The sequence below is a fragment of the Pseudomonas sp. JUb42 genome, from assembly GCF_024807945.1.
Taxonomy (GTDB): domain Bacteria; phylum Pseudomonadota; class Gammaproteobacteria; order Pseudomonadales; family Pseudomonadaceae; genus Aquipseudomonas.
This window is the reverse complement of record NZ_JANUFD010000005.1, coordinates 45,234-67,286: the sequence shown is the minus strand read 5'-3', so window position 1 is coordinate 67,286 and position 22,053 is coordinate 45,234. Positions and strand designations below refer to the sequence as shown.

Genomic DNA, 22,053 nt, shown 5'->3' with positions numbered 1-22,053 from the left:
TGGGTGCAAGGAACGTTAGTCCTGAGAGAATGACTTTACAGTCATTAAACGGACTGTGCTGATGTGTTGAATACCCTCATCGATTCACTCGATCACCTGAATCCGCTGGCTGGCCGGCACCGGTCGGCCGAAGTAATAGCCTTGAAAGTGCGAGCAGCCTTCGGCCATCAACTGGCGCATCTGCTCGACGTTTTCCACGCCTTCTGCGGTGGTCTTGATCATCAGGCTGCTGCTCATGCCGGTGATCGCTCGAATGATCGCCAGGGCCTCGCGGCTGTCGGCCATGTCGCGAACGAAGGACATGTCGATCTTGATACGGTCGAACGGGAACGAGCGCAGGTATCCCAGGGAGGAATAACCGGTGCCGAAGTCATCCAGGGAAATGGCCACGCCCAAGGCTTTCAGGGCGCGCAGTGCGGCGATGTTTTCGTCACTGTTTTCCAGCAGCACCGACTCGGTGATTTCCAGCTCCAGGCGATAGGACGGCAGTCCCGAATCGGCCAGGGCCAGGGCGACGCTGTCGACAAGATTGCCACTGCGAAACTGCACGGGTGACAGATTGACCGCGACCATATAGTCGCCGTCCCAACTGGCGGCTTCCTGGCAGGCCAGGTTCAGCGCGCGCACGCCGATTTCATGGATCAGGCCGGTTTCTTCGGCCATGGGGATGAAGTCGGCCGGCATGATCATGCCCTTGCTCGGATGGACCCAGCGCATCAGCGCCTCGTAACCGACGATGTCGCTACCGTTTTCACCAATGATGGGTTGGTAATACATCTGCAGATGGCCGAGGTGCAGGGCGGTGCGCAGTTCGGTTTCCATCATGCGGCGCTTGCGCGCGGCTTCGTCCAGTTCCGGGCGGAAGCTCTCGCAGCGGTTGCGGCCGTTGCGCTTGGCTTCGTACAGCGCCATGTCGGCGTAGCCCATCAGTTGCTCGGGCAGGTCATGGTCAAAAGGCGCGATGGCCAGGCCGACGCTCACGCCGACGGAGCAGCTGTGGCCCTCGATGAGAAAGGCCGGAGCAACGGCGTTGATCAACAATTGTGCAGTGATCTGCGCCGCTTCCAGAGCATCCAGGCCAGGCAGGATCACGGCGAACTCATCACCGCCCAGGCGGGCCAGGGTGTCTTCGTCGCGCAGTTCCCGTTGCAGACGCTGAGCCAGTGCCCGCAGCAGTTTGTCGCCAAAGGCGTGGCCCAGGGCGTCATTGATATTCTTGAAGTTATCCAGGTCCAGACACAGCACGGCGGTGAGCTTTTGCGACTCGACGGAGGAGGCCAGCGCCTGCTCCAGACGCTCATGAAGCAGGGTGCGATTGGGCAGGCCGGTCAGGGCGTCATGGTGGGCCATGTGATGGATCTGCGCATGGGCGGCCAGTTCTTCGGTGACATCTTCGGCAACGAACAGCACATAGTCAGACTCGCCGCCGGTATGTTGGCTGCGCATGACCCGGCTGCGCAGGGTGCGCAGGCCGATGGCGGTCTCGATCAGGGTTTCTGTGGTATGCACATGCTCGTCGCGCAGGCCCCTGGCCATTTGCAGGTCAAGATAGGTCACGGCCTTGACCGGCACGAACTCCTGGGAAAGATGACCGAGCATGTTGGCTTTTTCCGAACCAAACAGGCGGGCGGCCTGATGGTTGGCCAGAATCATCTTGCCGCTGGCGACATCCTGGGCAATCACGGCCGCAGGAATATTGCTGATGACTGAGTCGAGAAAGCGCGACAGGGAAGCCATTTCCCGGCTGTATTGCTCGGCCAGTTCCTTGCTCTCCAGCAGTTGCAACTCGTGCTGGCGCTTCTCGCTGATGTCCTTGGTGACCTTGGCGAAGCCGATGAGCTGGCCATCGTCCTCGTCGTAGATGGCATCAATCACCACGCTGGTCCAGAAGTGCGAACCGTCCTTGCGCTGGCGCAAGCCTTCAGCCTGGAAGCGGCCCTGGCTGCGGGCGATTTCCAGGTTCTGCCAGGGCAGCCCTGAGGCGCGATCTTCAGGGATATAGAACACCGAAAAGTGCTGACCGACGATCTCATGGGCCTTGTAGCCTTTGGCCCGTTCGGCGCCTGCGTTCCAGTTGACCACATGACCTTCGGGATCAAGCATGTAGATCGCGTAGTCGCTGACGCCCTGTACCAGCAGCCGAAAGCGCCGCTCCTGCTCACGTTGCGCCAACAGCGCCATTTGCTGCTCGGTACAGTCCCGGGTGATTTTCGCAAAGCCCAGCAGTGTTCCCGACTCATCGCGAATGGCGTCGATCACCACATGTGCCCAGAACGACGTGCCATCCTTGCGCAACCGCCAGCCTTGCGCCTCAAAGCGACCTTCGCGTTTGGCCAACGCCAGATTGCGGCCGGGCAGGTCCTGACGCCGCTCTTCTTCGCTGTAGAACACCGAATAATGCTGGCCGACGATTTCGTCAGCGGTGTAGCCCTTGGCCCGCTGGGCGCCGGGATTCCAGTTCGCTACGATGCCATCAGGCGTCAGCATATAGATGGCATAGTCCACCACGCTCTGTATGAGTAGGCGGTACATCACGTCGGAATTTTCCAGCGACGGCATGGCGAATATCGCTCCAAGGCATAAAAACAAGGGTTGCTGCCTTGGGAGTTTCGCACAGGGAAAAGAAATGGGGGCTGGTTAAGCTGAAATTTGACGATACATCGGCCCTTTATCACGGCCGCGTGCGGGTTTAACGCGCCGTATCAATCATGCCGACTTCCACTCGACGTCGGTAAGCCCCAACTGCTCAGCCTGACGCTGGCTGAGCCGGGGAATCCTGTCGGCCCTTGGCTTGGGAATCTGGCACAAGCCCGCGTCGATGGTCGCCCAATGCAGTGCTTCGTCTTGATTCATCGCGTCGGAATGGATGTAGAAAGTCTTGTAGCTACCGTGGATCAGGTAATCGATCTTGAAGTGGGTGGTCTGTGTCATTGCTCATGGCCTCCAGGCAGTGCTGAAAGAACAGAGCGTTGCGCGGGGAAAAAATTCCGGCGTTTTTTCGGGCGAGTGAAAGACGAAACACTTTTCCAATAGATTGGATGTAACAAGAAATTTCAGGCGCGCGCCGTGGTCCATCAATTTACACCCCCTTATCACGGAGCACGCGTCATGAGATTTTCCAGGTTCTCACATGCCTTATCGAGATGGGCCGGCAGCCCTAGAACGTTTATCGCTGCCATCTGCCTGATCGTCCTGTGGGGCCTGACGGGACCGCTGTTCCACTACAACGACACCTGGCAGCTGCTGATCAACACCTCGACCACCATTATTACCTTTCTGATGGTCTTTCTCGTGCAGAACACCCAGAACCGCGACACCGATGAGCTGCATATCAAAATCAACGAACTGCTGCGCGTGACCACCGAGGCGCAGAACGCCTTGTTGAATCTGGACAAGCTCGACCAGAAGGAACTGCGGCTTCTGCGCAAGAAATATCAGGCGATGGCTGATAGCGGCGAGATCGACGACGAACCGTTGGCCTGCCGGGACGGGGCTGAATCGAGCGCTGCCGCCGATAGTCCTGCCGGTTGACTGACCGGCAACCAATCCGCGCAGGCTCATTTATGAGCTTGCGTGGACACCTCATCGAAAAACTCTGACGGTCACAACCCCCTCGGTCTTACCTCACAGGCGCAGCCAGTTAACGTTCCCGAGTCAATTTTTTGTTGGTTTATGCCAAGGCCGAATTACTCCGCAATTTTAGAGTTCCCTTGTTTAAGTTGATTGCTCGGAATTAGCTTGCCGGGCGCAAGGTTGTTGTTTTGTTTTGTAAGAAGGCTGTTTTTTATAGCGAATAAGTCAATTGTTTTGTAGAGTAAAACTTTGCGCGCGTGGCGCCATTCTGCTAATAGTAAAGGTGGGAGCGTGAAAGAGAACAAAGCGCCCATAAGTCAGGGAGAACTAATAATGAATTGGACTTTAACCCATACTGCGGCAATAGCTGTTATCGCTACAGTGGCAGCGTCGCTCACATATGCAGAAGACGGTCAGAACTTGAGCGCAGGTTTATACAGGATTGAAAGTGTCTCCAAGCCTGGAAAATTTTGGAGCTATCCAACAACAGATGGTTCAAATATTATACTTCAAGAATACGAGGGGCGAGTGGATCAGAAGTGGACATTGATTACGCGTGAAACCGAACCAGGCGTGGTCTCCCTGATGCTTGCCGTTAAAGAAAGTTGCGTAACCGCGATGGGCAGAGGCCGTGGCGCGCTTGCTGTAATGTTGCCTTGCAATGTGCCTCAGCTTGCTCCAATTATAAGATGGGAGATGAAAGGCGGCCTCAATACGGTCAAACTTACAAGTCCCGGCGAAAATTTTGTTGATAATCAGCCAGGGTGCCTTGCTGATCCATATCCACCGCGTAAGGATGACACTGGGAGTCGCGTATACGTAAACGATTGCTTAGAGAGTACGGAGCAGAACTGGATATTTCATCGACTGCCCGATTCTGCGCCTTGAGGGGCGGTAGTCCAAAAGCGAGTGCTGCACAGCGCCTTCGCGTGTATCGGTATCGAAATGCGCTGTGCGGTTTTAACCTGACATTACCACTCAGGTATGACCCTCCAGATACTTGGTGCGCCGCTCCTGTATAGCCGGGGCGGTTACCTGCCTTATAAAGAATCACATCGCGTTTATCCGCATTCCTGCACACGATATTGAGGATCAGCTGATCACGTTCGACATTCATAACGACGCCTCATCGAAAAACTCTGAACGTTCGCAAAACCTCCTCGGTCGTACCTGACAGACGCAGCCTACTGCGCGCAATTCATCTCTACCGTGAGGTTCCCCATGAGTGCGACATTCCGCAAGGATGTTGAGGCGCAGACGATTCGTCTGACCCTCAACGGTCAGGCCCGAGAGCTTGACGTCCAACCCTGGACCACCCTGATCGACCTGCTGCGCGATCAGTTGGACCTGATCGGCACCAAGAAAGGCTGTGATCATGGCCAGTGTGGTGCCTGCACGGTGCTGCGCGACGGCAAGCGTATCAATGCCTGCCTGACCCTGGCGATCATGTGCGATGGCGCCGAGTTGACCACCATCGAAGGCCTGGCCAATGGCGCGCAACTGCATCCGATGCAACAGGCGTTCATCAGTCAGGATGCCTTCCAGTGCGGCTATTGCACACCGGGGCAGATTTGCTCGGCGGTGGGCCTGGTACGGGAAGGGCGGGCACAGAGTCGTGAGCAGATTCAGGAGTTGATGAGCGGCAACCTGTGCCGCTGCGGCGCCTACAGCAACATCATCGCTGCTGTGGAAGAAGCGATGCCGCAGATGCAGGCCGAACAGGGAGGGGCGCGCGCATGATGCCTTTCAGCTACAGCAAACCCGTTGAGGTGAGCCAGGCGATCAATCTGGCCGGACCGACCACGCGCTTCATTGCCGGGGGCACCAATCTGGTCGACCTGATGAAGGAAAATGTCGTCCGCGCCGAAGCCCTGATCGACATCAACGGGTTGCCTTTGCGTGATATCGAAGAAACTCCGGACGGCGGCCTGCTGATCGGTGCGCTGGTCAGTAACGCCGATCTGGCCTGGCACCCGTTGATCGAATCGCGTTACCCGCTGCTGTCCCAGGCGATTCTTGCCGGTGCCTCGGCGCAATTGCGCAACATGGCCAGCACCGGCGGCAACCTGCTGCAACGCACCCGCTGCTATTACTATTACGACGCTGGCACCCCCTGTAATAAGCGTGTGCCGGGCAGTGGTTGTCCGGCACGGGATGGCCTGAACCGGATTCACGCGATCCTCGGTGCCAGCGATGCCTGTGTCGCTACCCATCCTTCGGATATGTGTGTGGCCTTGGCCGCGCTGGAGGCGGTGGTGCATGTTCAGGGCCGGGCGGGCAAGCGCCGCATTGAGTTCGCTGATTTCCACCGTCTGCCCGGCGACGCGCCGCAGCGGGATAACCAGTTGGCCGACGACGAGTTGGTCACCGCCATCGAGCTACCGGCCAGCGGCTTTGCCAGACACTCCCATTATTTGAAAGTCCGTGATCGGGCGTCCTACGCCTTTGCCTTGGTGTCAGTGGCGGCGGCCCTGGAACTGGACGGCGATGTGATTCGCGATGTGCGCCTGGCCTTGGGCGGCGTGGCCCATAAACCCTGGCGCGACAAGGCCGTAGAGCAGGCATTGAAGGGGCGCTCCGTGTCCCATGAAGCCTTTACCGAGGCTGCCGAGGCGATGCTGCGTGACGCGCAACCCTTGGCCCACAACGGCTTCAAGATCAAGCTGGCGCGACGGGCCATTGTCCGCGCCTTGAGCGATGCCGCCGTTGGAGGGAATGCCTGATGAAGACCTTTAACCAGGCCTCGGGCCAACCCATGGATCGTGTTGACGGGCCATTGAAAGTCACCGGCCAGGCACGTTATGCCGCCGAGTACCCAGAGGATGGCCTGCTTTATGGCAGCGTGGTGTCCAGTACCATCGCTCGCGGGCGGGTCATTAATATCGATAGCAGCGCAGCGCTGGCGGTGCCGGGTGTGCGGTTGGTGCTCGATCACCGCAACCGGCCGCGACTGGCCAGTGATGACGAAAACTACGCCGATGCCGACTCGGCCGACGGCTCGCCGTTCCGTCCGCTGTACAACGACCGGGTGCTCTATAGTGGTCAGCCCCTGGCGTTGGTGGTTGCCGAAAGCCTTGAGCTGGCCCGTTACGCCGGGTCTCTGCTGCGTATCGACTACCAGCAGGAGGACCATCAGACCGATTTGCTTGCCGTGCTCGATCCGGCACACCCGGCGCCCGCCGAAACGCCCAAGCCACGGGGTGATTTCAACGGGCAGTTGGCCAATGCAGCCTTCAGCATTGATGCGACCTACTGCACCGTCAACCAGCACCACAGCCCCATGGAACCCCATGCCTCCACCGTTTTCTACAAAGACGATGGCGGCCTGGAGATCCACGACAAGAACCAGGGGCCGCAGAACTGCCAGGACTACCTGCACAAAATATTCGCCATGCCCAAGGACAAAATCCGCATCCTGACCGCCTATGTCGGTGGTGCCTTTGGTTCCGGGTTGCGCCCGCAGTACCAGTTGCCATTGGCGGTGATGGCGGCGCTGCAACTCAAGCGCTCGGTGCGGGTCACCTTGACCCGGCAGCAAATGTTTACCTTTGGTTACCGCCCGCGCACCGTGCAGCGCCTACGTCTGGGAGCCGACGCGGCTGGCCGGCTGGTCGCCGTCGGGCATGACGCCATCGGGCAGACCTCGCGTTTCGAGGACTTCACCGAACATCTGGTGGAGTGGAGCGGCATGCTGTACCAGTGCGACAACGTTGCCCTGAGTTACAAGCTGGCGCCACTGGATGTCTACACGCCGCTGGATATGCGCGCACCGGGTGCGGCGTCGGGGATGATTGCTCTGGAATGCGCCATGGACGAGCTGGCCTGCGCGGCGAAGCTGGACCCTGTGCAACTGCGGCGCATCAACTTTGCCCAGAACAATGGCAATGAAGCAAAGCCCTATTCCAGCAAGGAACTGCTCGCCTGTTATGACCAGGGCGCTGAGCGTTTTGGCTGGCACAAACGCAATGCAGAACCGCGCAGCATGCGCAAGGACCATCAACTGATTGGCTGGGGCATGGCCGGTGGCGTCTGGGAGGCCATGCAGATGAAAGCCAGTGCCAAGGCGCGCCTGGATGCCGAAGGCCGGCTGACCGTGAGCAGCGCTACCACCGATATCGGCACCGGCACCTATACCGTCATGACCCAGATCGCCGCCGATGCCGCCGGCATCATGCCGCGTGACGTGACCTTTGTACTGGGTGATTCATCGTTGCCGACGGCGCCGTTGCAAGGCGGCTCTTTCACCGTGTCCTCGGTGGGCTCGGCGGTGCGCGAGGCCTGCCTGGTGATACGGGCCAAGGTGCTGCAGGCTGCCCGCGATCATTATCCTGAACTGGCGGATATTCCCGCTGAAGAAGTGGGGTTCGGCGATGGGTATGTGCATTTTGGTGATCAGCGCCTGGCCATCGCCGACATCGTCGCCAACTGCCCTGGCGGCGTGCTTGAGGTGCAGATCGATACCGAACCGAACAAACAGCGCGAGGGTTATGCCACCGCGACTCATTCGGCGGTGTTTGTCGAGGTGCAGGTGGATGAGGACCTGGGCTCTATCAAAGTCAGCCGGGTCGTCAGCGCGGTGGCGGCAGGGCGGGTAATCAATCCGAAGACCGCCCGCAGTCAGATTCTCGGCGGTGTGGTCTGGGGGCTGGGCATGGCCTTGCAGGAAGAGGCACAGACCGACCACCGGCTCGGGCGCGTGCTCAACCACAGCCTGGCCGAATACCACATCCCGGTGAGTGCGGACATTGGCGATATCGAGGTGATATTTGTCGAAGAAAACGACGACATCGTCAACGAACTGGGCTCCAAGGGTGTTGGTGAGATCGGCATCGTCGGCGTGGCGTCAGCGGTAGCCAATGCCATTTACCACGCCACGGGCAAGCGGGTCAGGGAGTTTCCGATTACCCTGGATAAGGTATTGTAAGGTCCATTTTCTGAGGTAAGACCTCTACAAATTGAACGATGGAGCTTTTCTGTGAGACCGGCTTTAGCCGGGAAGGCAATGTGAAAGCGATAGAGATTTATCGCCCACAGTTATGTATTCCCGGCTAAAGCCGGTCCCACATCCGTATTTCGCTCATTGACGTGCAATAAAACCTGCAACCGCAAGGCATTACCCAATGCCGCCCCGGCAGCCGTATTATCAAAAATACACCAGACCTGCGCGCCTTCACTGTGGGCTGCCATCAGCTGTTGCGCAATGTTCTGCAGCGGCTCGTCACCGTAGGCACTGTAATAAACCCGTGGCGACCCATGCAGCCGCCAGTACCTGAAGCCCGGCCAGCCTGCAGGACGCGAGTCGGTACTGATACGCGATGGGTCGGTCGCGACCTGAGCAATTTTCAGCTGCTGCAACAGCGGTGCGGCATGGGCCCATGACTCGTGGCGAGGCTCAACGGCTATATGGCCGTTAAAGCGCTGGCGCATCTCATCGAAAAAGCCCTCAGCCAGCCTTTCATCAAAAGCCAGCGAAGGCGGCAGTTGCACCAGTACGCAACCCAGCTTGTCCGTCAGCCCCGAACATTGCCCAATAAACTCGTCCAGCAGCGGCTCGCACTGCTTCAGGCGCTGCATATGGGTGATCTGTTTGGGCATTTTCACGCTGAAGCGAAAACCATCTGGCACCGCGCTGGCCCAGCGCTCATAGGTCTGTCGACGATGGGGGCGATAGAACGAGCTGTTGATTTCAACGCCATTCAAGCGCGCGGCATAGCGCTGCAAATGCGTGCCTTGCGCCGTGAAGTCAGGCCAATATTCCCGGCCCAGACTCCACCCGGCGCAGCCGACGACGAGGGTCTGCGTGTCCAATCAGCGCCCTCGCTCAGAGAATCGGCTTGCCGCCCGTCACGCCATAGCGCGACCCGGAGATATAGCTGCCTTCATCCGAGGCCAGCAGCACATAGATGGGCGCGACTTCCACCGGTTGGCCAGGGCGGCCCAGAGGCGTGGCCGAGCCGAAGTTTTTCACGTCCTCGTCGGTCATGGTCGCGACAATCAACGGTGTCCAGATCGGCCCTGGCGCCACGCTGTTGACCCGGATGCCGCGCTTGCCCAGCATTTGCGCCAGGCCTGCGGTGAAGTTGGCAATGGCGCCCTTGGTTGTGGCATAGGCCAGCAGGCTCGGGCTGGGCATGTCCGAGTTGACCGAGCTGGTATTGATGATCGAACTGCCCGCTGCCATGGAGGGCAACGCGGCCTTGCAGATACGAAACATCGCCGTGATGTTGATATCGAAGGTCTTTACCCACTCTTCGTCGGCAATCTCTTCCAGGGTTTCGTGGGTCATCTGGAAGGCGGCGTTGTTGACCAGCACATCGATGCGGCCGAACTGCTCCACGGTCTTATTGACGATGGCGGCGCAGTGGGCCTTTTGCGCAAGATCCCCCGGCAACAGCAGGCATTGGCGCCCGGCTTCCTTGACCCAGCGTGCGGTCTCTTCGGCGTCTTCGTGCTCGTCCAGATAAGAAATCGCCACGTCCGCACCTTCACGGGCAAAGGCGATGGCCACGGCCCGGCCAATGCCGCTGTCGGCGCCGGTGATCAGGGCGATTTTGTTGGCCAGGCGGCCCGAGCCCTTGTAGCTGCTTTCGCCACAATCAGGGTAAGGCTGCATTTTTGCCTGGCTGCCCGGAACGGCTTGGGATTGCGGCTCGAAAGGTGGTTTTGGATAGTCAGTCATGGGCTTCTCCTAAGGTCAGTTTTCGCGGCTTACCCGATATCAGTCAGATGGCCGGCGCCCAGCGTTCAAACAATTCAACGGTCGCGCTGACGAATGGCGCGCAGGTGGCCGCTGATCAGTGCCAGGCGAACTATCGGGGTCCGCAAGGGGTCGGCTATTGAGTACTGCCACAAGAAGGAAGCCCGGCATGTCAGCACGATTGATCCAGAAATGCGTAGTGGTCCACGCCGACAGCGGCGGCACCGGACACGATTTGCAGACCACCCAGGCCCTGGCCCGGTGGCTGGCGGAAATTCTCGGTTGGTCCTACAGGGACAACGGCCAGGCCGATGGCTCCCAGCAGCCGTTGTACTGGGTCCCCACTGAAACCCTGATCGGCAAACAACTTGATGAACTCAATATCAGCGGTGCCGACGACTTGCTCGGCGGCTATGTGCAGCATCCCTTCGTTGCCACCAAAGCCATCTCTCATCCGTTGATTGCCCAGGCACGCAGCCAGCCCGATGGCTGGAACCCGCAGTTCTGCGAACGGGTGCGGGATGTGGTGCTGTCCGGCGTGACGGTTTTTGACCTGGAAGATGCTCGCCAGGCGGCCATGACCGGCTTGCGCAAGGGCGCGCTGCGGGTCAAGCAGGTCGAGGCCAGCGGCGGCTCGGGCCAGGCCGTGCTGCATAACCAGAATGACGTGGAGAAATGGCTGAGCAGGCTGGATGCCGCCACCTGTGGCCATGGCATCGTCCTCGAAGAAAACCTCAATGAAAGCGTGACCTACAGCGTCGGTCAGACCCTTATTGACGGGCTGCTGATGACCTATTTCGGTCAACAGGAACAGAAGCAGAATAGCCGCGGCGAAAGCGTCTATGGCGGTTCCGAGCTGCTGATCGTGCGCGGCGACTATATCGAGTTGCTGGCCCGTGAGTTGAAGCCCGATGTACGTCGCGCCATCGAATACGCGCGCACCTACGACACGGCGGCGGCGCTGAGCTTCCCCGGCTTTTTCGCCTCCCGGCGCAACTACGATGTAGTGCAGGGGCAGGGCAGCGACGGCTCATTGAAAGTCGGCGTACTGGAGCAGTCCTGGCGGGTGGGCGGTGCAACCGGCGCCGAGCTGGCCGCGTTGCAGGCCTTCCGCAAGCGTCCACAGACCAACGCCGTGCGCGCCAGCACGCATGAAAAACACGAAGAGCAAGCCGCACCGGAAGGCGCCCGCGTGCTCTATAGCGGCCCCGACGGCAACGGCGATTTCCTTCTTAAATTTGCACGGATCGATGCTTATGACTGCTAATGCCGAACCGGTCTCGATCAGCGTCGACGAGGACGCGATTGCCGGTAACTTTCTCAGCCCCAAGGCCAAGGTGCCGGGGGTGCTGTTCGTCCATGGCTGGGGCGGCAGCCAGGAGCGCGACTTGATTCGTGCCCGGGGCATTGCCGGTCTGGGCTGCGTCTGCCTGACCTTCGACCTGCGCGGCCATGGCGCCTTCAACGATCGCCAGGCCAGCGTTAACCGTGAAGACAACCTGCGCGACCTGCTGGCGGCCTACGATCATTTGCTGTCCCATCCGGCCATCGACACGTCGTCGGTAGCGGTGGTAGGCACCAGCTACGGTGGCTACCTGGCGACCATCCTCAGCCAGATGCGCAAAGTGCGCTGGCTGGCCCTGCGCGTGCCGGCCATGTACCGCGATGCCAACTGGCTGATGCCCAAGCGTGAACTCGACCGCCGCGATCTGATGCAATATCGCTCCAGCCATATCGACGCCGCCGACAACCGCGCCCTGCGGGCCTGCGCGGCGTTTCGCGGGGATGTGTTGATCGTCGAATCCGAGCACGACGAGCATGTACCCCACGCAACGATCATGAGCTACCGCGCTGCGTTTCAGCAGACGCACTCGTTGACCCATCGAATCATCGATCATGCGGACCATAGCCTGAGTACCGAGGTATCCCAGGAGGCCTATACCTCGATACTGGTGGACTGGATCACCGAGATGGTGGTGGGTGAGCGACTGAGCATTAATCAGATGCCCAGGTAACCATCTCTTAGCCTGAAACGGAATGAGATGTGTAGGAGCTGCCGAAGGCTGCGAATTCGATCTGCCTGATACACCGCTTTCGCAGCCTTTGGCAGCTCCTACACGGTCAGTGTTTGCTGTGGGACCACATTATTGCCGGGGGCCGGGCTGCAGCAACGGATCACCGGGATTGAGTGCTTTCAACTCCTCGATCAGCACCTTCATCCTCGGCACCTGGCCGTTATCGCGTAACTGCGCCACCAATGCCATGCGCACGTCACGGTTTTGCGGATGCCGATCGAGGGTGTTTTGCAGTAGCTGTTCGGCGCCTGGCAGATCGCCGCGATCCTGCAGGCTCAGGGCCAGGACGTAAGCGAAGCGCGGGTTATCCGGTTCCAGGCGATTGGCTTCGCGCAGCGCTGCAAGGGCCTGATCAGGCTGGTTGCGGCGCACCAGCGCCAGGCCCTGGGTGAATTGCAACAGGGCACTGCCCGGTTGCAAGCGCAGCCGCTCGGTCAGCACTGTCGCGGCCTCGTCGCTGCGTTGATTGGCGTCCAACCATTGCACCAGCGTGATAAAGGCCGGGAGGAAATCCGGGTCGCGTTGCAGGGCGGTGCGCAGGTAGTGCTCGACCTGGGCGGTATTGCCGTTGGCCTGATAGAGCATCGCCAGGTTGAGGTTGGCTTCGGCACGCTCTTGCAGGCTCAATTGCACGCGCTCGTACTCGGCAATGGCCTTGTCGAAGGCGCCTTGGTAGCGTCCGGCCTGTTGCCCATAGCCGAGCAGGGCGTGGGCACTGGCGATGCGCACGGCAAGAATCGGGTCCTGCAACAGCGGGCCGAGCAGGTCCAGGCGCTGGTTGGCGGGCAGTTGCGCAGCGATGACATTGACCGCCGCTTCGCGCACTTGTGGTGCCGGATCACGCAACGCCTTGCTGCTGGATTCCAGAGCGCGCTGGCTCGGGTAGGCAGGCAGCTCGGCGACCAGGGTGGCGCGGCGAATCGATGCCAGTCGGGTGGACTCCAGTTGCGCGAACAGCGCCGCTGCGGCGCCGGGCTGCGCGCTGCGAACCTGCCATAGGCTGCGGGCGTAGTCGTGGGTCGGGTGCTGGGCTTCGCCGTACCAGTCCTTGAATTTATTGGTTAGCGCTTGCTCAGGCATCTTCAGGTGGCAGCCCAGGCAAGCGTCCGCCATGCCGATGCTCGTGGCCAATGCCGGATTGGGCAGGCTGAAGCTATGGTCATGGCGCAGGTCGTTGCCCATGAACAGCTTGCCCGGCATATGGCAGTCGATGCATTGGGAACCCGGCTGGCCAGGCTGATGATGATGGTGCTCGGGGGAGTCGTAGTTCTTCGCCTGCAAGCCCGCACCATCGACGCCGGGCGCAGCGGTCTTGCCTGCCGGGTTATGGCATTGCAGGCAGACGCCGTTGCCCGGCGCCTTCAACTCGTTGCTGTGGGGGTTATGGCAATTGCTGCAACTCACGCCTTTAGCGAACATCTTGCTCTGCACAAAGGCGCCGTGTTCGAACACCTCACCCTTGATCTTGCCATCCAGCTCGTATAACTCCGGGGTCAGGGCGCTGGGCAAATAAGCGTCCATCAAGGGTTTACCGGGTTTCTGATCATCGCCCAGCGGCGCGCGACGGGCATGGCAGCGGGCGCAAGTATCAACCTGGGTCAGGTTATCGGCTTTGCTCAGGTTGATATCGAAACCGTAATTGAGGCTGCTGTCTTTCTTTGCCGTCCATTGCAGATGATTCGACGCCGGGCCATGGCAGGCCTGGCAGCCGACGCCAAGGCTGTTCCATTGGCTGTTGAAACTATTGGTGGCGGCATTGAAGTTACGCTTGAAGCCGGTGGTGTGGCACTCGACACACATGAAGTTGGCGTTCTGCCCCGGTTTGCTCCAGTGCAGCGGGTCCTTGAAGTCCACGCCCTGGCCAGCATAGATGTGAAACCAGCGCTTGTGCTCGGTATCCCAGGCGACGCTCAGGGCCTGCAGGCGACCGCCTTCGGTCTCAAGCAAATATTGCTGCAAGGGCGCGATGCCAAAGGCATAGGCCACCTTGAAGTCTTTGGCCTGGCCTGCGCCATCCAGGGTATTGACCCAGAATTCGCCGTCCTTGCGAAAAAAACGGGTGCTGTCGGTTTCGCCCTTGAAGGTCGAGGCGTTGAAATCACCCAGCACACTCTGCTCGCTGGCGACCTGCATCGCCAATTGATGGTGCGAGCCTTGCCAGTCCTTGACCTGGGCACTGTGACAGCCGACGCATTGTTGTTCGTCGACTAAGCTGGCCGGTTGTGGTTTGGCGGCGATGGCGACAGCGGGCTTGGCAGCAACGACCGCCGGGGGCGTGACAAGGGGAGCCGGGGCCTTGAGGGCGAAGTAGCCCAGTACACCGGCAATCAGCAGCAGAAACACAATCAGAAGGGGATAAAGGCGGCTCAACAGCCCGCCGGGGTTCGGCTTGTTATTGTCTTTCGTCATGCCGACAGTCATTCCTTTGGGGCAGTCATTGCGCTATCACGGGGGCTAAACCCGCGATCGATGCGGGCGAATTCTGTAGGAGCGAATTCATTCGCGAAGGCGGTGTTCCAGGCGACGAAGATGCGTCGAATGTACCGGCCTCTTCGCGAATGAATTCACTCCCACAAGATGTGCTCCCTGCCTCGGTTAGTGTTTGCCGCGTGACAGTGCGGCGTCGTAGACGGGGCGGGATCTCCCACAAAAACAAACTGCATGGTCCTTAATAAACCTCACAGTAGATCAGCCCATCCACCCGCGCGAGGTGGATGGGCGATTGATCAAGGTTTGGCCGGGGCCTGGCCCTTGTTTTTCTCGGCAATCTTCGCATCCACCATCTGCCGAACCTGGGCGATGCCGAAGCTCGCGGGTTTCTGGCTCGGTGGGTAATCGACGAACGTGGTCAGGAACTCAGCGGCACGCATGATGCCCATGCCAATGACGTAGTCATTTTTTGCCAGCCAGTCGTAGTACTGGTCAGAGACCACGTCGGCGCGTTCATAGGGATCCATGCGCAGGTTGAACAGTTTCGGTACACGCCCGCAAATCAGCGGCTCGGACCATACTTCAAAGCCCCCAGGCTTGCGCTGTTCGCAGAACACCACCTTCCAGTCATCGAAGCGCATGGCAACCAGTTCGCCGTCGTCGTCGAAATAGTAGAAGTCGTGACGTGCCCCTTTGGTTTCCTGCCCGGTCAGGTAGGGCAGCTGGTTGAAGCCATCCAGATGGACCTTGAAGTCGCCGCTACCACTGACTGGCGCCCAGCCCTTGAGCAATTTGTCCTTGACCCCGGTGTCACCGGCTGCCGCCAGCAGCGTCGGGAACCAGTCCAGGCCCGAGAACATCTGGTTGGAGACCTCACCACCCTTGATCTTGCCCGGCCAGCGAATCATTGCCGGTACGCGGAAGGCGCCTTCCCAGTTGGTGTCTTTCTCGCTGCGGAACGGGGTCGTCGCCGCGTCGGGCCATGACCACTGGTTCGGACCGTTGTCGGTGGTGTAGACGACGATGGTGTTGTCGGTGACCTTGAGGTCATCAAGGGTCTTGAGCAATTTGCCGACATCGCCATCATGTTCGAGCATGCCATCGGCATATTCGTTGCCAGGCATGCCGCTTTGTCCCGCCATGGATTCGCGTACATGGGTGAAGGCGTGCATGCGTGTGGTGTTCATCCAGACGAAGAACGGCTTGTTGCCATCGACCTGCTTCTTGATGAACGCCTGGGCGGCGGCGGTGGTTTCGTCGTCGATGGTTTCCATACGCTTCTTGTTGAGCGCGCCGGTGTCTTCGATCTTGCCGTCGGCATAGGCGTGCAATACGCCCCTTGGTGAGTTGGCCTTCACGTAGGGATCATTGGGGTCCTTGGGCCAGTAAGGGCGCTCCGGTTCCTCTTCTGCGTTGAGGTGATAGAGGTTGCCGAAGAACTCATCGAAACCATGGTTGGTCGGCAGGTATTCATCGCGGTCGCCCAAGTGGTTCTTGCCGAACTGCCCGGTGGCGTAGCCCAGGGATTTGAGTGCCTGGGCGATGGTGATATCGCGCTTCTGCAGGCCTACTGGCGCGCCAGGAATACCGACCTTGGTCAGCCCGGTACGCAGCGGGCTCTGCCCGGTGATAAAGCTGGAACGCCCGGCGGTGCAGCTGTTTTCCGCGTAATAGTCGGTGAACATCATGCCTTCTTTGGCAATGCGGTCGATATTCGGCGTCTTGTAGCCGACCACACCCATTGAATAGGCGCTGATATTGGTCTGGCCGATATCGTCACCGAAGATGACCAGAATGTTGGGTTTATCCGCCGCTGCGGCAGTCGCCGAAAGCGCCATCATTGAAGCCGCCATAAAGGCCAGCCTGGGTAGCCAGTTTTGCCTGCGAGTCATTTTTATTGCCTCCGTTGCCATGACGTAATCGCTGTTGTCCCAGCGATCGTTTGCATTCACTCCGGTTTGCGGTGTCGCGGTGCGTCGTTACTGGGTGTTGCGGTGAGTCAGTCAAAGGGGTAAATCCGTTTCCAGTCCGCGGCCATGTCGACCACGGTCCAGTGATTGGCGGTGGCGGCGTCCAGCGCCTTGTCCAGGCGGCCGATATCGGAAGTGCGGTCATAGGCCCACTCGCGTTTGCCATCGGTGTGATGCACCAGGCCGACAAAGCTCTTGCCCTTGGCTGCGGCGGTCCACTGCAACATCTGCAGGTCGCCGTCAGAGTTGCCGAATGCCAGGACGGGGCGGCGGCCGATAAGGGCGTCAATGCTCTCCGGTTTGCCGGGGCCGTCATCGTTGTGTTCAAGGTGGGCGGTACGCAGGATCTGCAACTGGCCGTTGCTGTTCCGGAATTGCCCGACAAAGCGGCTGCCGATCACCTGCTCAGGGGGGATGCCATAGACCTCTTCGGCCCAGGCGCGCATGAAACCGACTTCACCACCGGAAACGATAAACACCTTGAATTGGTGGGCGCGCAGGTAGTCGAGCAGTTCGAGCATCGGCTGGTAGACCATCTCGGTATAGGGCCGGCCGCTCTTCGGGTGCCGGGCCTTGGCCAGCCAGGCCTTGACCGAGTCGGTGAACGCCGCACCGCTCATTCCGGTATGAGTGACGCCGATGATGCGGTTCATGCCGTCCATGCCAGTGGCCGCCAGGGCCTTGTGGTCATTTTCCAGTACCGCCTTGAACGGCTGGGTGGTCTGCCAGTCGGGATGCTGTGGCGCCAGGCGCTTGACTTCATCCAGGGCAAATAGCACCTGGAAGTACATGGGTTGTTCGCTCCACAGGGTGCCGTCGTTGTCGAACACAGCGATGCGGGCAGGCACGGGGATAAAGTCCGGCGAGCCGTCCAGGGTGACATTTTCCACGAACTGCACCAGGGCCTGGCGTGGTCCGGTGTCTTGCCAGGACGGCAGTTGTTCAGCTGCTTGTACGAGCAGCGGCATGCACAGCAACAGCCAGACAAACAGCACTGACTTGCGGGTGACGGTGATCATGGGCGTGGCTCCGTTTCGGGCAGACGAGGGTTCAGCGCGCGCAAACCATTGCCTGGGCGCCGGACTTTGATGCGGGGAGATCGCTCTGACTGGCTCAGGGCTTTCAAGGCCGCATCCAGTTGCCGCTCAGGGCCGTAGATCAGGCGAATCGGCTCGGCGGGCACATGGCCTTGCAAGCCGGTGCTGCCGAACTGGCGGCGAACCCACAGATACAGCGCGTCCAGCTGCGGTGGCTGGGCGCGTAGCTGTCGTGGGATTTGCCTGAAGGCATAACCCGGTGAGGCCAGCCATTGTTGCCGCCGGATTGCCCGGCGCTGGCGCAACCATTGCCCGGCGTGCCGTGCCCAGGGCCAGCCGAGATACAGCATCAGGGCCAGTACCAATGCTGTCAGGCCCACACCCAGCCAATGCCGCGACAGGCTGATACGCCCATGCTGGCCGAGGCGTTGCAGGTCTTCGCTGATCGAAAAGGGCGCCTTGAAGGCAGTGGCCGCCGCCTTGAAGGTCACGCCCGGCAGCTCGGCTGTGCGCAGTTGATGGGCATCGCTGTCCCACCACGGCAACGTGACAGGTGGCAGCTGAAACTCGCCACCGCGCTGCACGCTGTAGGTGACGCTGTCGCTGCGCGAACCGCCGGTGACATTGCCCCGCCCATCGTCGAGGGTCTTGAGGATGGGCGTCCCGGCATATTGGCCAAGGCCCTGGACTTCGGCGAAACCGGGACTGGGGATCAGCATCATCTGCGCGCCATCGGCGATCTGGTCGATCTGCCGACGCACGCTGTCGCCGATGGCCAGGTTGTCGCTGGACTGAACGATCTGTTGGCTCAGCTTCAGGTCACGAGCAACCAGCAGCAACCGGCCGGGCGCAATCCCTGCGGGCTGTTCGACGCGAAAATGTACTGGGACACTGTGCTGAGTAACGGGGCCTGGAGCCTGCCCCGGCGTGGCGCTGATGGTCAGCGGCGCAACGAGGAAATCACCGGCTGCGGTCGGAGTGATCTGGTAGCTGTATTGCAGACCAAACAGCGCGGTGCCGTCGCGCGTCAGGTTCAGATGCCGCGCCTCGCCGGAGGGCGCGGAGATGATGGCGTTGTCGATCTCCAGTACCGGCAACTGCGGCGCCGAGGTGAACCAGGTGTCGGTCAGTACATCGACCTGCAGTTGCAGGGTTTGCCCGGTCACCAGATGCTCCGAAGGTTCAAGGCGCACCTCGACCCAGAGTTGCGCGCCCATGCACGGCGCGGCGAGCAGCAAGGTCAGGAGCACCAACGCCAGCAGGCGTTTCATGGCTGCACCTGCTTCGCGTCGGCACGCTGTGTATCTTCAAGACTGAATTTTTGCTGCAGGAAGCGTGCAGGCGAGGTGTTGAGGTTATTGAGCCACTGTTCATCCGAGCTCGCGGCGGCATTTTGCACGGTGTGGCTTTTGCCCTGGCCGGGCTTGCCCTCGTACTTGACCTGATCGGGTTTGACCTGCGGTGCCTCGTTCTGCGCATCCTGATAATCCTTTTGCAGCGCCTTGCTCAAGGCCAGATTGGCAATGGCCGGGGCAAAGTCAGGCTGCAACACCAGCGCCTGCTGATAAGCGGCGATGGCCTCGTCGAACTTGAACAGATGCACATAGCTGTTGCCCTGGTAGAAATACCCGGCGGCGCTGCTGACCCTGGCGAAGGCCGTTTGCGCGACGGCGTAATCGCCCAGGGCATAGGCGGCCAGGCCTTTCCAGTACGGGTCCTGAAAGTGCTCGGCGGCTTGTTGGAAGTGCTGATGCTCGTAGGCCCAGCGCCCCTGTTGGTCGGCAGTAAAAAACCCATCGCTCAACCCACTGGCCTGTGCTGGTTGAACGGGCAGGGTGCAGCCCAGGGTCAGCAGCGCCAGGGCGTTCCAGCCCAGGCTCCAGCCCCGGCGCAGGCTGAACCATGCCAGCACCAGCAACGGATAGATCAGCCAGTAACCGGCATCCTTCCAGTGCAATTGCTGCTGGTCAGGGCTGACGGCCTGGAAATGGGTCTGGGCATGCAGTTCGATCCAGTCCAGATCGTCGTCATTGGCGGTCAGGCTGCCCAACGGCGCGTCGGTGGCATCGGCCAACTGCTTGAGACTGGCATCAGCCTGGCTGTTCACCGCCAGTATCAGCAGTTGCAGGCTTCGTGCGTCGGGCTGTTGCGCAAGCTCCGCGCTAACTTCCTTGAGCTGGCTCAGATCGGCGCCGTCGGTGACCAGAACCAGAGTGCCGGGGCTGTGCTCGCCATCCAGCAGGTTGGCGGCAATACCGATCACGCCCAACAGGTCCTTGCCCTGCACGCTGATCAACTGGCTGGCCAGGGCTTGCAAGAAGCCGTCGAGCAGGTCCGGGTCATCGGTGGGTGGCAGCACACTATGGGCGCTGCCTGCATAGGCGATCAGGCCGATGCGCGTGCCGTGGCGGCGGTTCACCAGGTCATGCAGCTTGTGTTGCGCGGCCTGCAGCCGGGTGGGGGCAATATCGCTGCTGTTCATCGACGGCGACAGGTCGACAGCCAGGATCAGGGGCGCGCGATTGTCCAGAAAGGGCGGGCGATCCTGCTCCCAACTGGGGCCTGCCACGGCGATTGAGCCAAGGATGAGACTGGCAACCAGCAGATGAATCGGCTGCACCCGCGCGTTACCTTTGGGCATGACGATCAGGTGACGCAGCAGGTGTGCAACGATGGTCCCGCGAAAGCGCCCGCGTTCATTGCCCAAATGCCGCCATGCCCAGGCCAGCAAGAGCGCCAGGGGAATCAGCAGCAACCACCAGGGACGCAGAAAATGGAAGGCGTTCAGATCGATTTCCATCACGCCTCCGTTGCCAGTGCGTGTGGACGTTGGCGCCGCAGTAGCGCCCACAGCGCCGCACTGCCGTGCCAGCCGCCGAGCAGCAACAATGCCGCTCCAAGGGGCAGCCAGAACAGGTCGCGCTTGGGCTGATGCGTGAGGGTTTTGACCTGATGGGGGGTGATCTGGTCCAGGGTGCGGTAGACCTGCTGCAAGGCCTGACTGTCTTCAGCGCGGAAGAACCGTCCGCCGGTGCGGCTGGCGATTTGTTCAAGACTGCCCAGATCAACCTTGGCTTCGCCGCTGGCAGCCGGGTCGCCAATGCCGATGGTGTGCACCACGATACCGGCGGCAGCGGCCATCTTGGCGGCGTGCAGAGGGGCGACCACGCTGCTGGTGTCGTTGCCATCGGTCAGCAGGACCAGCACTTTGTCCTGTTCAGCGGTCTTGGCCAGCAGGCGGATGGTCAGGCCGATGGCGTCGCCCAGGGCGGTATTCGGTCCGGCCATGCCGATGCCGACCTGATCCAGCAGCAGCGCCAGGCTGGCGTGATCGAGGGTCAGCGGCGCCTGGGCAAAAGCGCCACTGCCGAACACGATCAGGCCGAGGCGGTCGTCCTTGCGCTGCTGGATGAAGCCTTGCACGACCTGCTTCACGGCGCTGAGCCGGTAGATTTTTTCACCCGTCGGGCTGATGTAGTCGCGGGTTTCCATGGATTGGGAAATATCGATTGCCAGCATCAGGTCGCGGGTCGGTTGCTGTCGTTCGATGGGCTTTTCGATCCACACCGGGCGGCAGGCGGCCGCAACCAGCAGGCCCCACACCGCAAGGTTGAGCCAAAACTGCCCGGTGCTGCGGCGCAGCCCGTGGCTATGCGGGGCCTGACCGATAGCCTGGGCCAGGGCCTTGAAGAACGGTACACGCAATGCCCGCTGCTGCTCGCGGTAGGCGGGCAGATAGCGGTGGGCTGGCCAGGCAAGGGCAAGCAGCAGCAACAGCCAGGGATAATCAAGCTGCCACATGATGCGTCTCCACCCATTGGCGGCAGAGGCTCAGCAGTGCCTGTCGCCGAGGCTCATCCAACGCTTGCAGGGCGCTATCGGGGGCATAGGTGAGGGTGGTCAGCTGCAGGGCAAAGTCTTGCGGCAGCGTCAGGGGCGTGCTGCGTTGCAGGAAGTCCTGCCATGCCTGACCGCTGAGGCTGGCGACCTCGGGTTGCTGCGGCATGGACAGCGCCACGCGCTTGAGCAAGGGCGCAATCTCGCGCAGGGCAGCATTGTCGGGTTTTTGCCGAAGCTGATCGAGGCGAGCCAGGGCTTCGCGACGGTAGCGATTGTGCCGCCAGCGATACAACCTGTGAGCCAGCCAAGCCGCCGTCAGCAGCAACAGCAACGTCAGCACCAGCAGCCAGCCCCAGGTCTGCGGCGCATAGCTGATTGCGGCTGGCAGTGGCAGCTCCTGCAGTTGCTCGATTGACGGGCTGCTCATGCGT

The 22,053-nt window shown here is 60.6% G+C and carries 18 protein-coding genes; 7 read left to right on the top strand and 11 right to left on the bottom strand.

The window, feature by feature from the left end; genetic code table 11:
• Positions 1-84: 84 nt before the first annotated feature.
• Together M2401_RS11430 and M2401_RS11425 are read right to left on the bottom strand one after the other, a co-directional pair.
• Positions 85-2,559, bottom strand: a complete 2,475-nt coding sequence (locus M2401_RS11430; RefSeq protein ID WP_259102791.1) for an EAL domain-containing protein — start codon at positions 2,557-2,559, stop codon at positions 85-87.
• Positions 2,560-2,706: 147 nt separating this feature from the next.
• Positions 2,707-2,931 carry a DUF6555 family protein gene (locus M2401_RS11425; RefSeq protein WP_259102789.1) on the bottom strand — a complete coding sequence of 75 codons (225 nt, stop codon included), beginning with the start codon at positions 2,929-2,931 and terminating at the stop codon, positions 2,707-2,709.
• Positions 2,932-3,108: 177 nt separating this feature from the next.
• Between M2401_RS11425 and M2401_RS11420 the strand changes: the two genes are divergently transcribed.
• From M2401_RS11420 to M2401_RS11400, 5 genes are all read left to right on the top strand, one after another.
• Positions 3,109-3,531, top strand: a complete 423-nt coding sequence (locus M2401_RS11420) for a low affinity iron permease family protein (RefSeq protein ID WP_259102787.1) — start codon at positions 3,109-3,111, stop codon at positions 3,529-3,531.
• A gap of 375 nt (positions 3,532-3,906) precedes the next feature.
• Positions 3,907-4,461, top strand: coding sequence for an RICIN domain-containing protein (locus M2401_RS11415; protein WP_259102785.1), 555 nt, complete (start codon positions 3,907-3,909; stop codon positions 4,459-4,461).
• A 333-nt stretch (positions 4,462-4,794) separates the two neighbouring features.
• Positions 4,795-5,313, top strand: a complete 519-nt coding sequence (locus M2401_RS11410) for a (2Fe-2S)-binding protein (RefSeq protein ID WP_259102784.1) — start codon at positions 4,795-4,797, stop codon at positions 5,311-5,313.
• On the top strand, positions 5,310-6,296 hold the full coding sequence (locus tag M2401_RS11405) for a xanthine dehydrogenase family protein subunit M (protein ID WP_259102782.1): 987 nt from the start codon (positions 5,310-5,312) through the stop codon (positions 6,294-6,296). The genes M2401_RS11410 and M2401_RS11405 overlap by 4 nt, the downstream gene beginning before the upstream one ends.
• Positions 6,296-8,497 (top strand): xanthine dehydrogenase family protein molybdopterin-binding subunit, encoded by a 2,202-nt coding sequence (locus M2401_RS11400; protein WP_259102781.1) that lies wholly within the window; start codon positions 6,296-6,298, stop codon positions 8,495-8,497. Before M2401_RS11405 ends, M2401_RS11400 begins: the two co-directional genes overlap by 1 nt.
• 110 nt (positions 8,498-8,607) lie before the next feature.
• Here M2401_RS11400 and M2401_RS11395 read toward each other — a convergent pair whose 3' ends face one another.
• Together M2401_RS11395 and M2401_RS11390 are read right to left on the bottom strand one after the other, a co-directional pair.
• Complete coding sequence (locus tag M2401_RS11395) at positions 8,608-9,381, bottom strand: DUF72 domain-containing protein (RefSeq protein ID WP_259102779.1); 774 nt, start codon at positions 9,379-9,381, stop codon at positions 8,608-8,610.
• A 13-nt stretch (positions 9,382-9,394) separates the two neighbouring features.
• Entirely contained in the window at positions 9,395-10,252 is an 858-nt protein-coding gene (locus M2401_RS11390; RefSeq protein WP_259102777.1) for an SDR family oxidoreductase, read from the bottom strand.
• A 187-nt stretch (positions 10,253-10,439) separates the two neighbouring features.
• Between M2401_RS11390 and M2401_RS11385 the strand changes: the two genes are divergently transcribed.
• Positions 10,440-11,537, top strand: coding sequence for a DUF3182 family protein (locus tag M2401_RS11385; protein WP_259102776.1), 1,098 nt, complete (start codon positions 10,440-10,442; stop codon positions 11,535-11,537).
• A complete protein-coding gene (locus M2401_RS11380; RefSeq protein WP_259102775.1) occupies positions 11,527-12,285 on the top strand; it encodes a S9 family peptidase in 759 nt (252 codons plus the stop codon). Before M2401_RS11385 ends, M2401_RS11380 begins: the two co-directional genes overlap by 11 nt.
• A 129-nt stretch (positions 12,286-12,414) precedes the next feature.
• On the opposite strand, the gene M2401_RS11375 is transcribed toward M2401_RS11380, so the two are convergent.
• The 7 genes from M2401_RS11375 to M2401_RS11345 form a co-directional block, all read right to left on the bottom strand.
• Positions 12,415-14,754: a tetratricopeptide repeat protein gene (locus M2401_RS11375; protein ID WP_259102774.1), complete on the bottom strand. Its 2,340-nt coding sequence runs from the start codon at positions 14,752-14,754 to the stop codon at positions 12,415-12,417.
• A gap of 317 nt (positions 14,755-15,071) precedes the next feature.
• Positions 15,072-16,667 carry an arylsulfatase gene (locus M2401_RS11370; protein WP_259102773.1) on the bottom strand — a complete coding sequence of 532 codons (1,596 nt, stop codon included), beginning with the start codon at positions 16,665-16,667 and terminating at the stop codon, positions 15,072-15,074.
• Positions 16,668-16,774: 107 nt separating this feature from the next.
• On the bottom strand, positions 16,775-17,764 hold the full coding sequence (locus tag M2401_RS11365; protein ID WP_259102772.1) for an HAD family phosphatase: 990 nt from the start codon (positions 17,762-17,764) through the stop codon (positions 16,775-16,777).
• A complete protein-coding gene (locus M2401_RS11360; protein WP_259102771.1) occupies positions 17,761-19,053 on the bottom strand; it encodes a hypothetical protein in 1,293 nt (430 codons plus the stop codon). Before M2401_RS11360 ends, M2401_RS11365 begins: the two co-directional genes overlap by 4 nt.
• Positions 19,050-20,582 carry a VWA domain-containing protein gene (locus M2401_RS11355; RefSeq protein ID WP_259102770.1) on the bottom strand — a complete coding sequence of 511 codons (1,533 nt, stop codon included), beginning with the start codon at positions 20,580-20,582 and terminating at the stop codon, positions 19,050-19,052. Before M2401_RS11355 ends, M2401_RS11360 begins: the two co-directional genes overlap by 4 nt.
• A complete protein-coding gene (locus M2401_RS11350; protein WP_259102769.1) occupies positions 20,582-21,583 on the bottom strand; it encodes a VWA domain-containing protein in 1,002 nt (333 codons plus the stop codon). The genes M2401_RS11355 and M2401_RS11350 overlap by 1 nt, the downstream gene beginning before the upstream one ends.
• Positions 21,570-22,049, bottom strand: a complete 480-nt coding sequence (locus M2401_RS11345) for a DUF4381 domain-containing protein (RefSeq protein WP_259102767.1) — start codon at positions 22,047-22,049, stop codon at positions 21,570-21,572. Before M2401_RS11345 ends, M2401_RS11350 begins: the two co-directional genes overlap by 14 nt.
• Positions 22,050-22,053 lie beyond the last annotated feature (4 nt).

What these genes read in the sequence shown, in the direction of transcription:
- M2401_RS11430 (WP_259102791.1), bottom strand. Translation starts at nt 2,559, where the DNA reads ATGCCGTCGCTGGAAAATTCCGACGTGATGTACCGCCTACTCATACAG.
- M2401_RS11425 (WP_259102789.1), bottom strand. Translation starts at nt 2,931, where the DNA reads ATGACACAGACCACCCACTTCAAGATCGATTACCTGATCCACGGTAGC.
- M2401_RS11420 (WP_259102787.1), top strand. Translation starts at nt 3,109, where the DNA reads ATGAGATTTTCCAGGTTCTCACATGCCTTATCGAGATGGGCCGGCAGC.
- M2401_RS11415 (WP_259102785.1), top strand. Translation starts at nt 3,907, where the DNA reads ATGAATTGGACTTTAACCCATACTGCGGCAATAGCTGTTATCGCTACA.
- M2401_RS11410 (WP_259102784.1), top strand. Translation starts at nt 4,795, where the DNA reads ATGAGTGCGACATTCCGCAAGGATGTTGAGGCGCAGACGATTCGTCTG.
- M2401_RS11405 (WP_259102782.1), top strand. Translation starts at nt 5,310, where the DNA reads ATGATGCCTTTCAGCTACAGCAAACCCGTTGAGGTGAGCCAGGCGATC.
- M2401_RS11400 (WP_259102781.1), top strand. Translation starts at nt 6,296, where the DNA reads ATGAAGACCTTTAACCAGGCCTCGGGCCAACCCATGGATCGTGTTGAC.
- M2401_RS11390 (WP_259102777.1), bottom strand. Translation starts at nt 10,252, where the DNA reads ATGACTGACTATCCAAAACCACCTTTCGAGCCGCAATCCCAAGCCGTT.
- M2401_RS11385 (WP_259102776.1), top strand. Translation starts at nt 10,440, where the DNA reads ATGTCAGCACGATTGATCCAGAAATGCGTAGTGGTCCACGCCGACAGC.
- M2401_RS11380 (WP_259102775.1), top strand. Translation starts at nt 11,527, where the DNA reads ATGACTGCTAATGCCGAACCGGTCTCGATCAGCGTCGACGAGGACGCG.
- M2401_RS11375 (WP_259102774.1), bottom strand. Translation starts at nt 14,754, where the DNA reads ATGACGAAAGACAATAACAAGCCGAACCCCGGCGGGCTGTTGAGCCGC.
- M2401_RS11370 (WP_259102773.1), bottom strand. Translation starts at nt 16,667, where the DNA reads ATGACTCGCAGGCAAAACTGGCTACCCAGGCTGGCCTTTATGGCGGCT.
- M2401_RS11365 (WP_259102772.1), bottom strand. Translation starts at nt 17,764, where the DNA reads ATGATCACCGTCACCCGCAAGTCAGTGCTGTTTGTCTGGCTGTTGCTG.
- M2401_RS11360 (WP_259102771.1), bottom strand. Translation starts at nt 19,053, where the DNA reads ATGAAACGCCTGCTGGCGTTGGTGCTCCTGACCTTGCTGCTCGCCGCG.
- M2401_RS11355 (WP_259102770.1), bottom strand. Translation starts at nt 20,582, where the DNA reads ATGGAAATCGATCTGAACGCCTTCCATTTTCTGCGTCCCTGGTGGTTG.
- M2401_RS11350 (WP_259102769.1), bottom strand. Translation starts at nt 21,583, where the DNA reads ATGTGGCAGCTTGATTATCCCTGGCTGTTGCTGCTGCTTGCCCTTGCC.
- M2401_RS11345 (WP_259102767.1), bottom strand. Translation starts at nt 22,049, where the DNA reads ATGAGCAGCCCGTCAATCGAGCAACTGCAGGAGCTGCCACTGCCAGCC.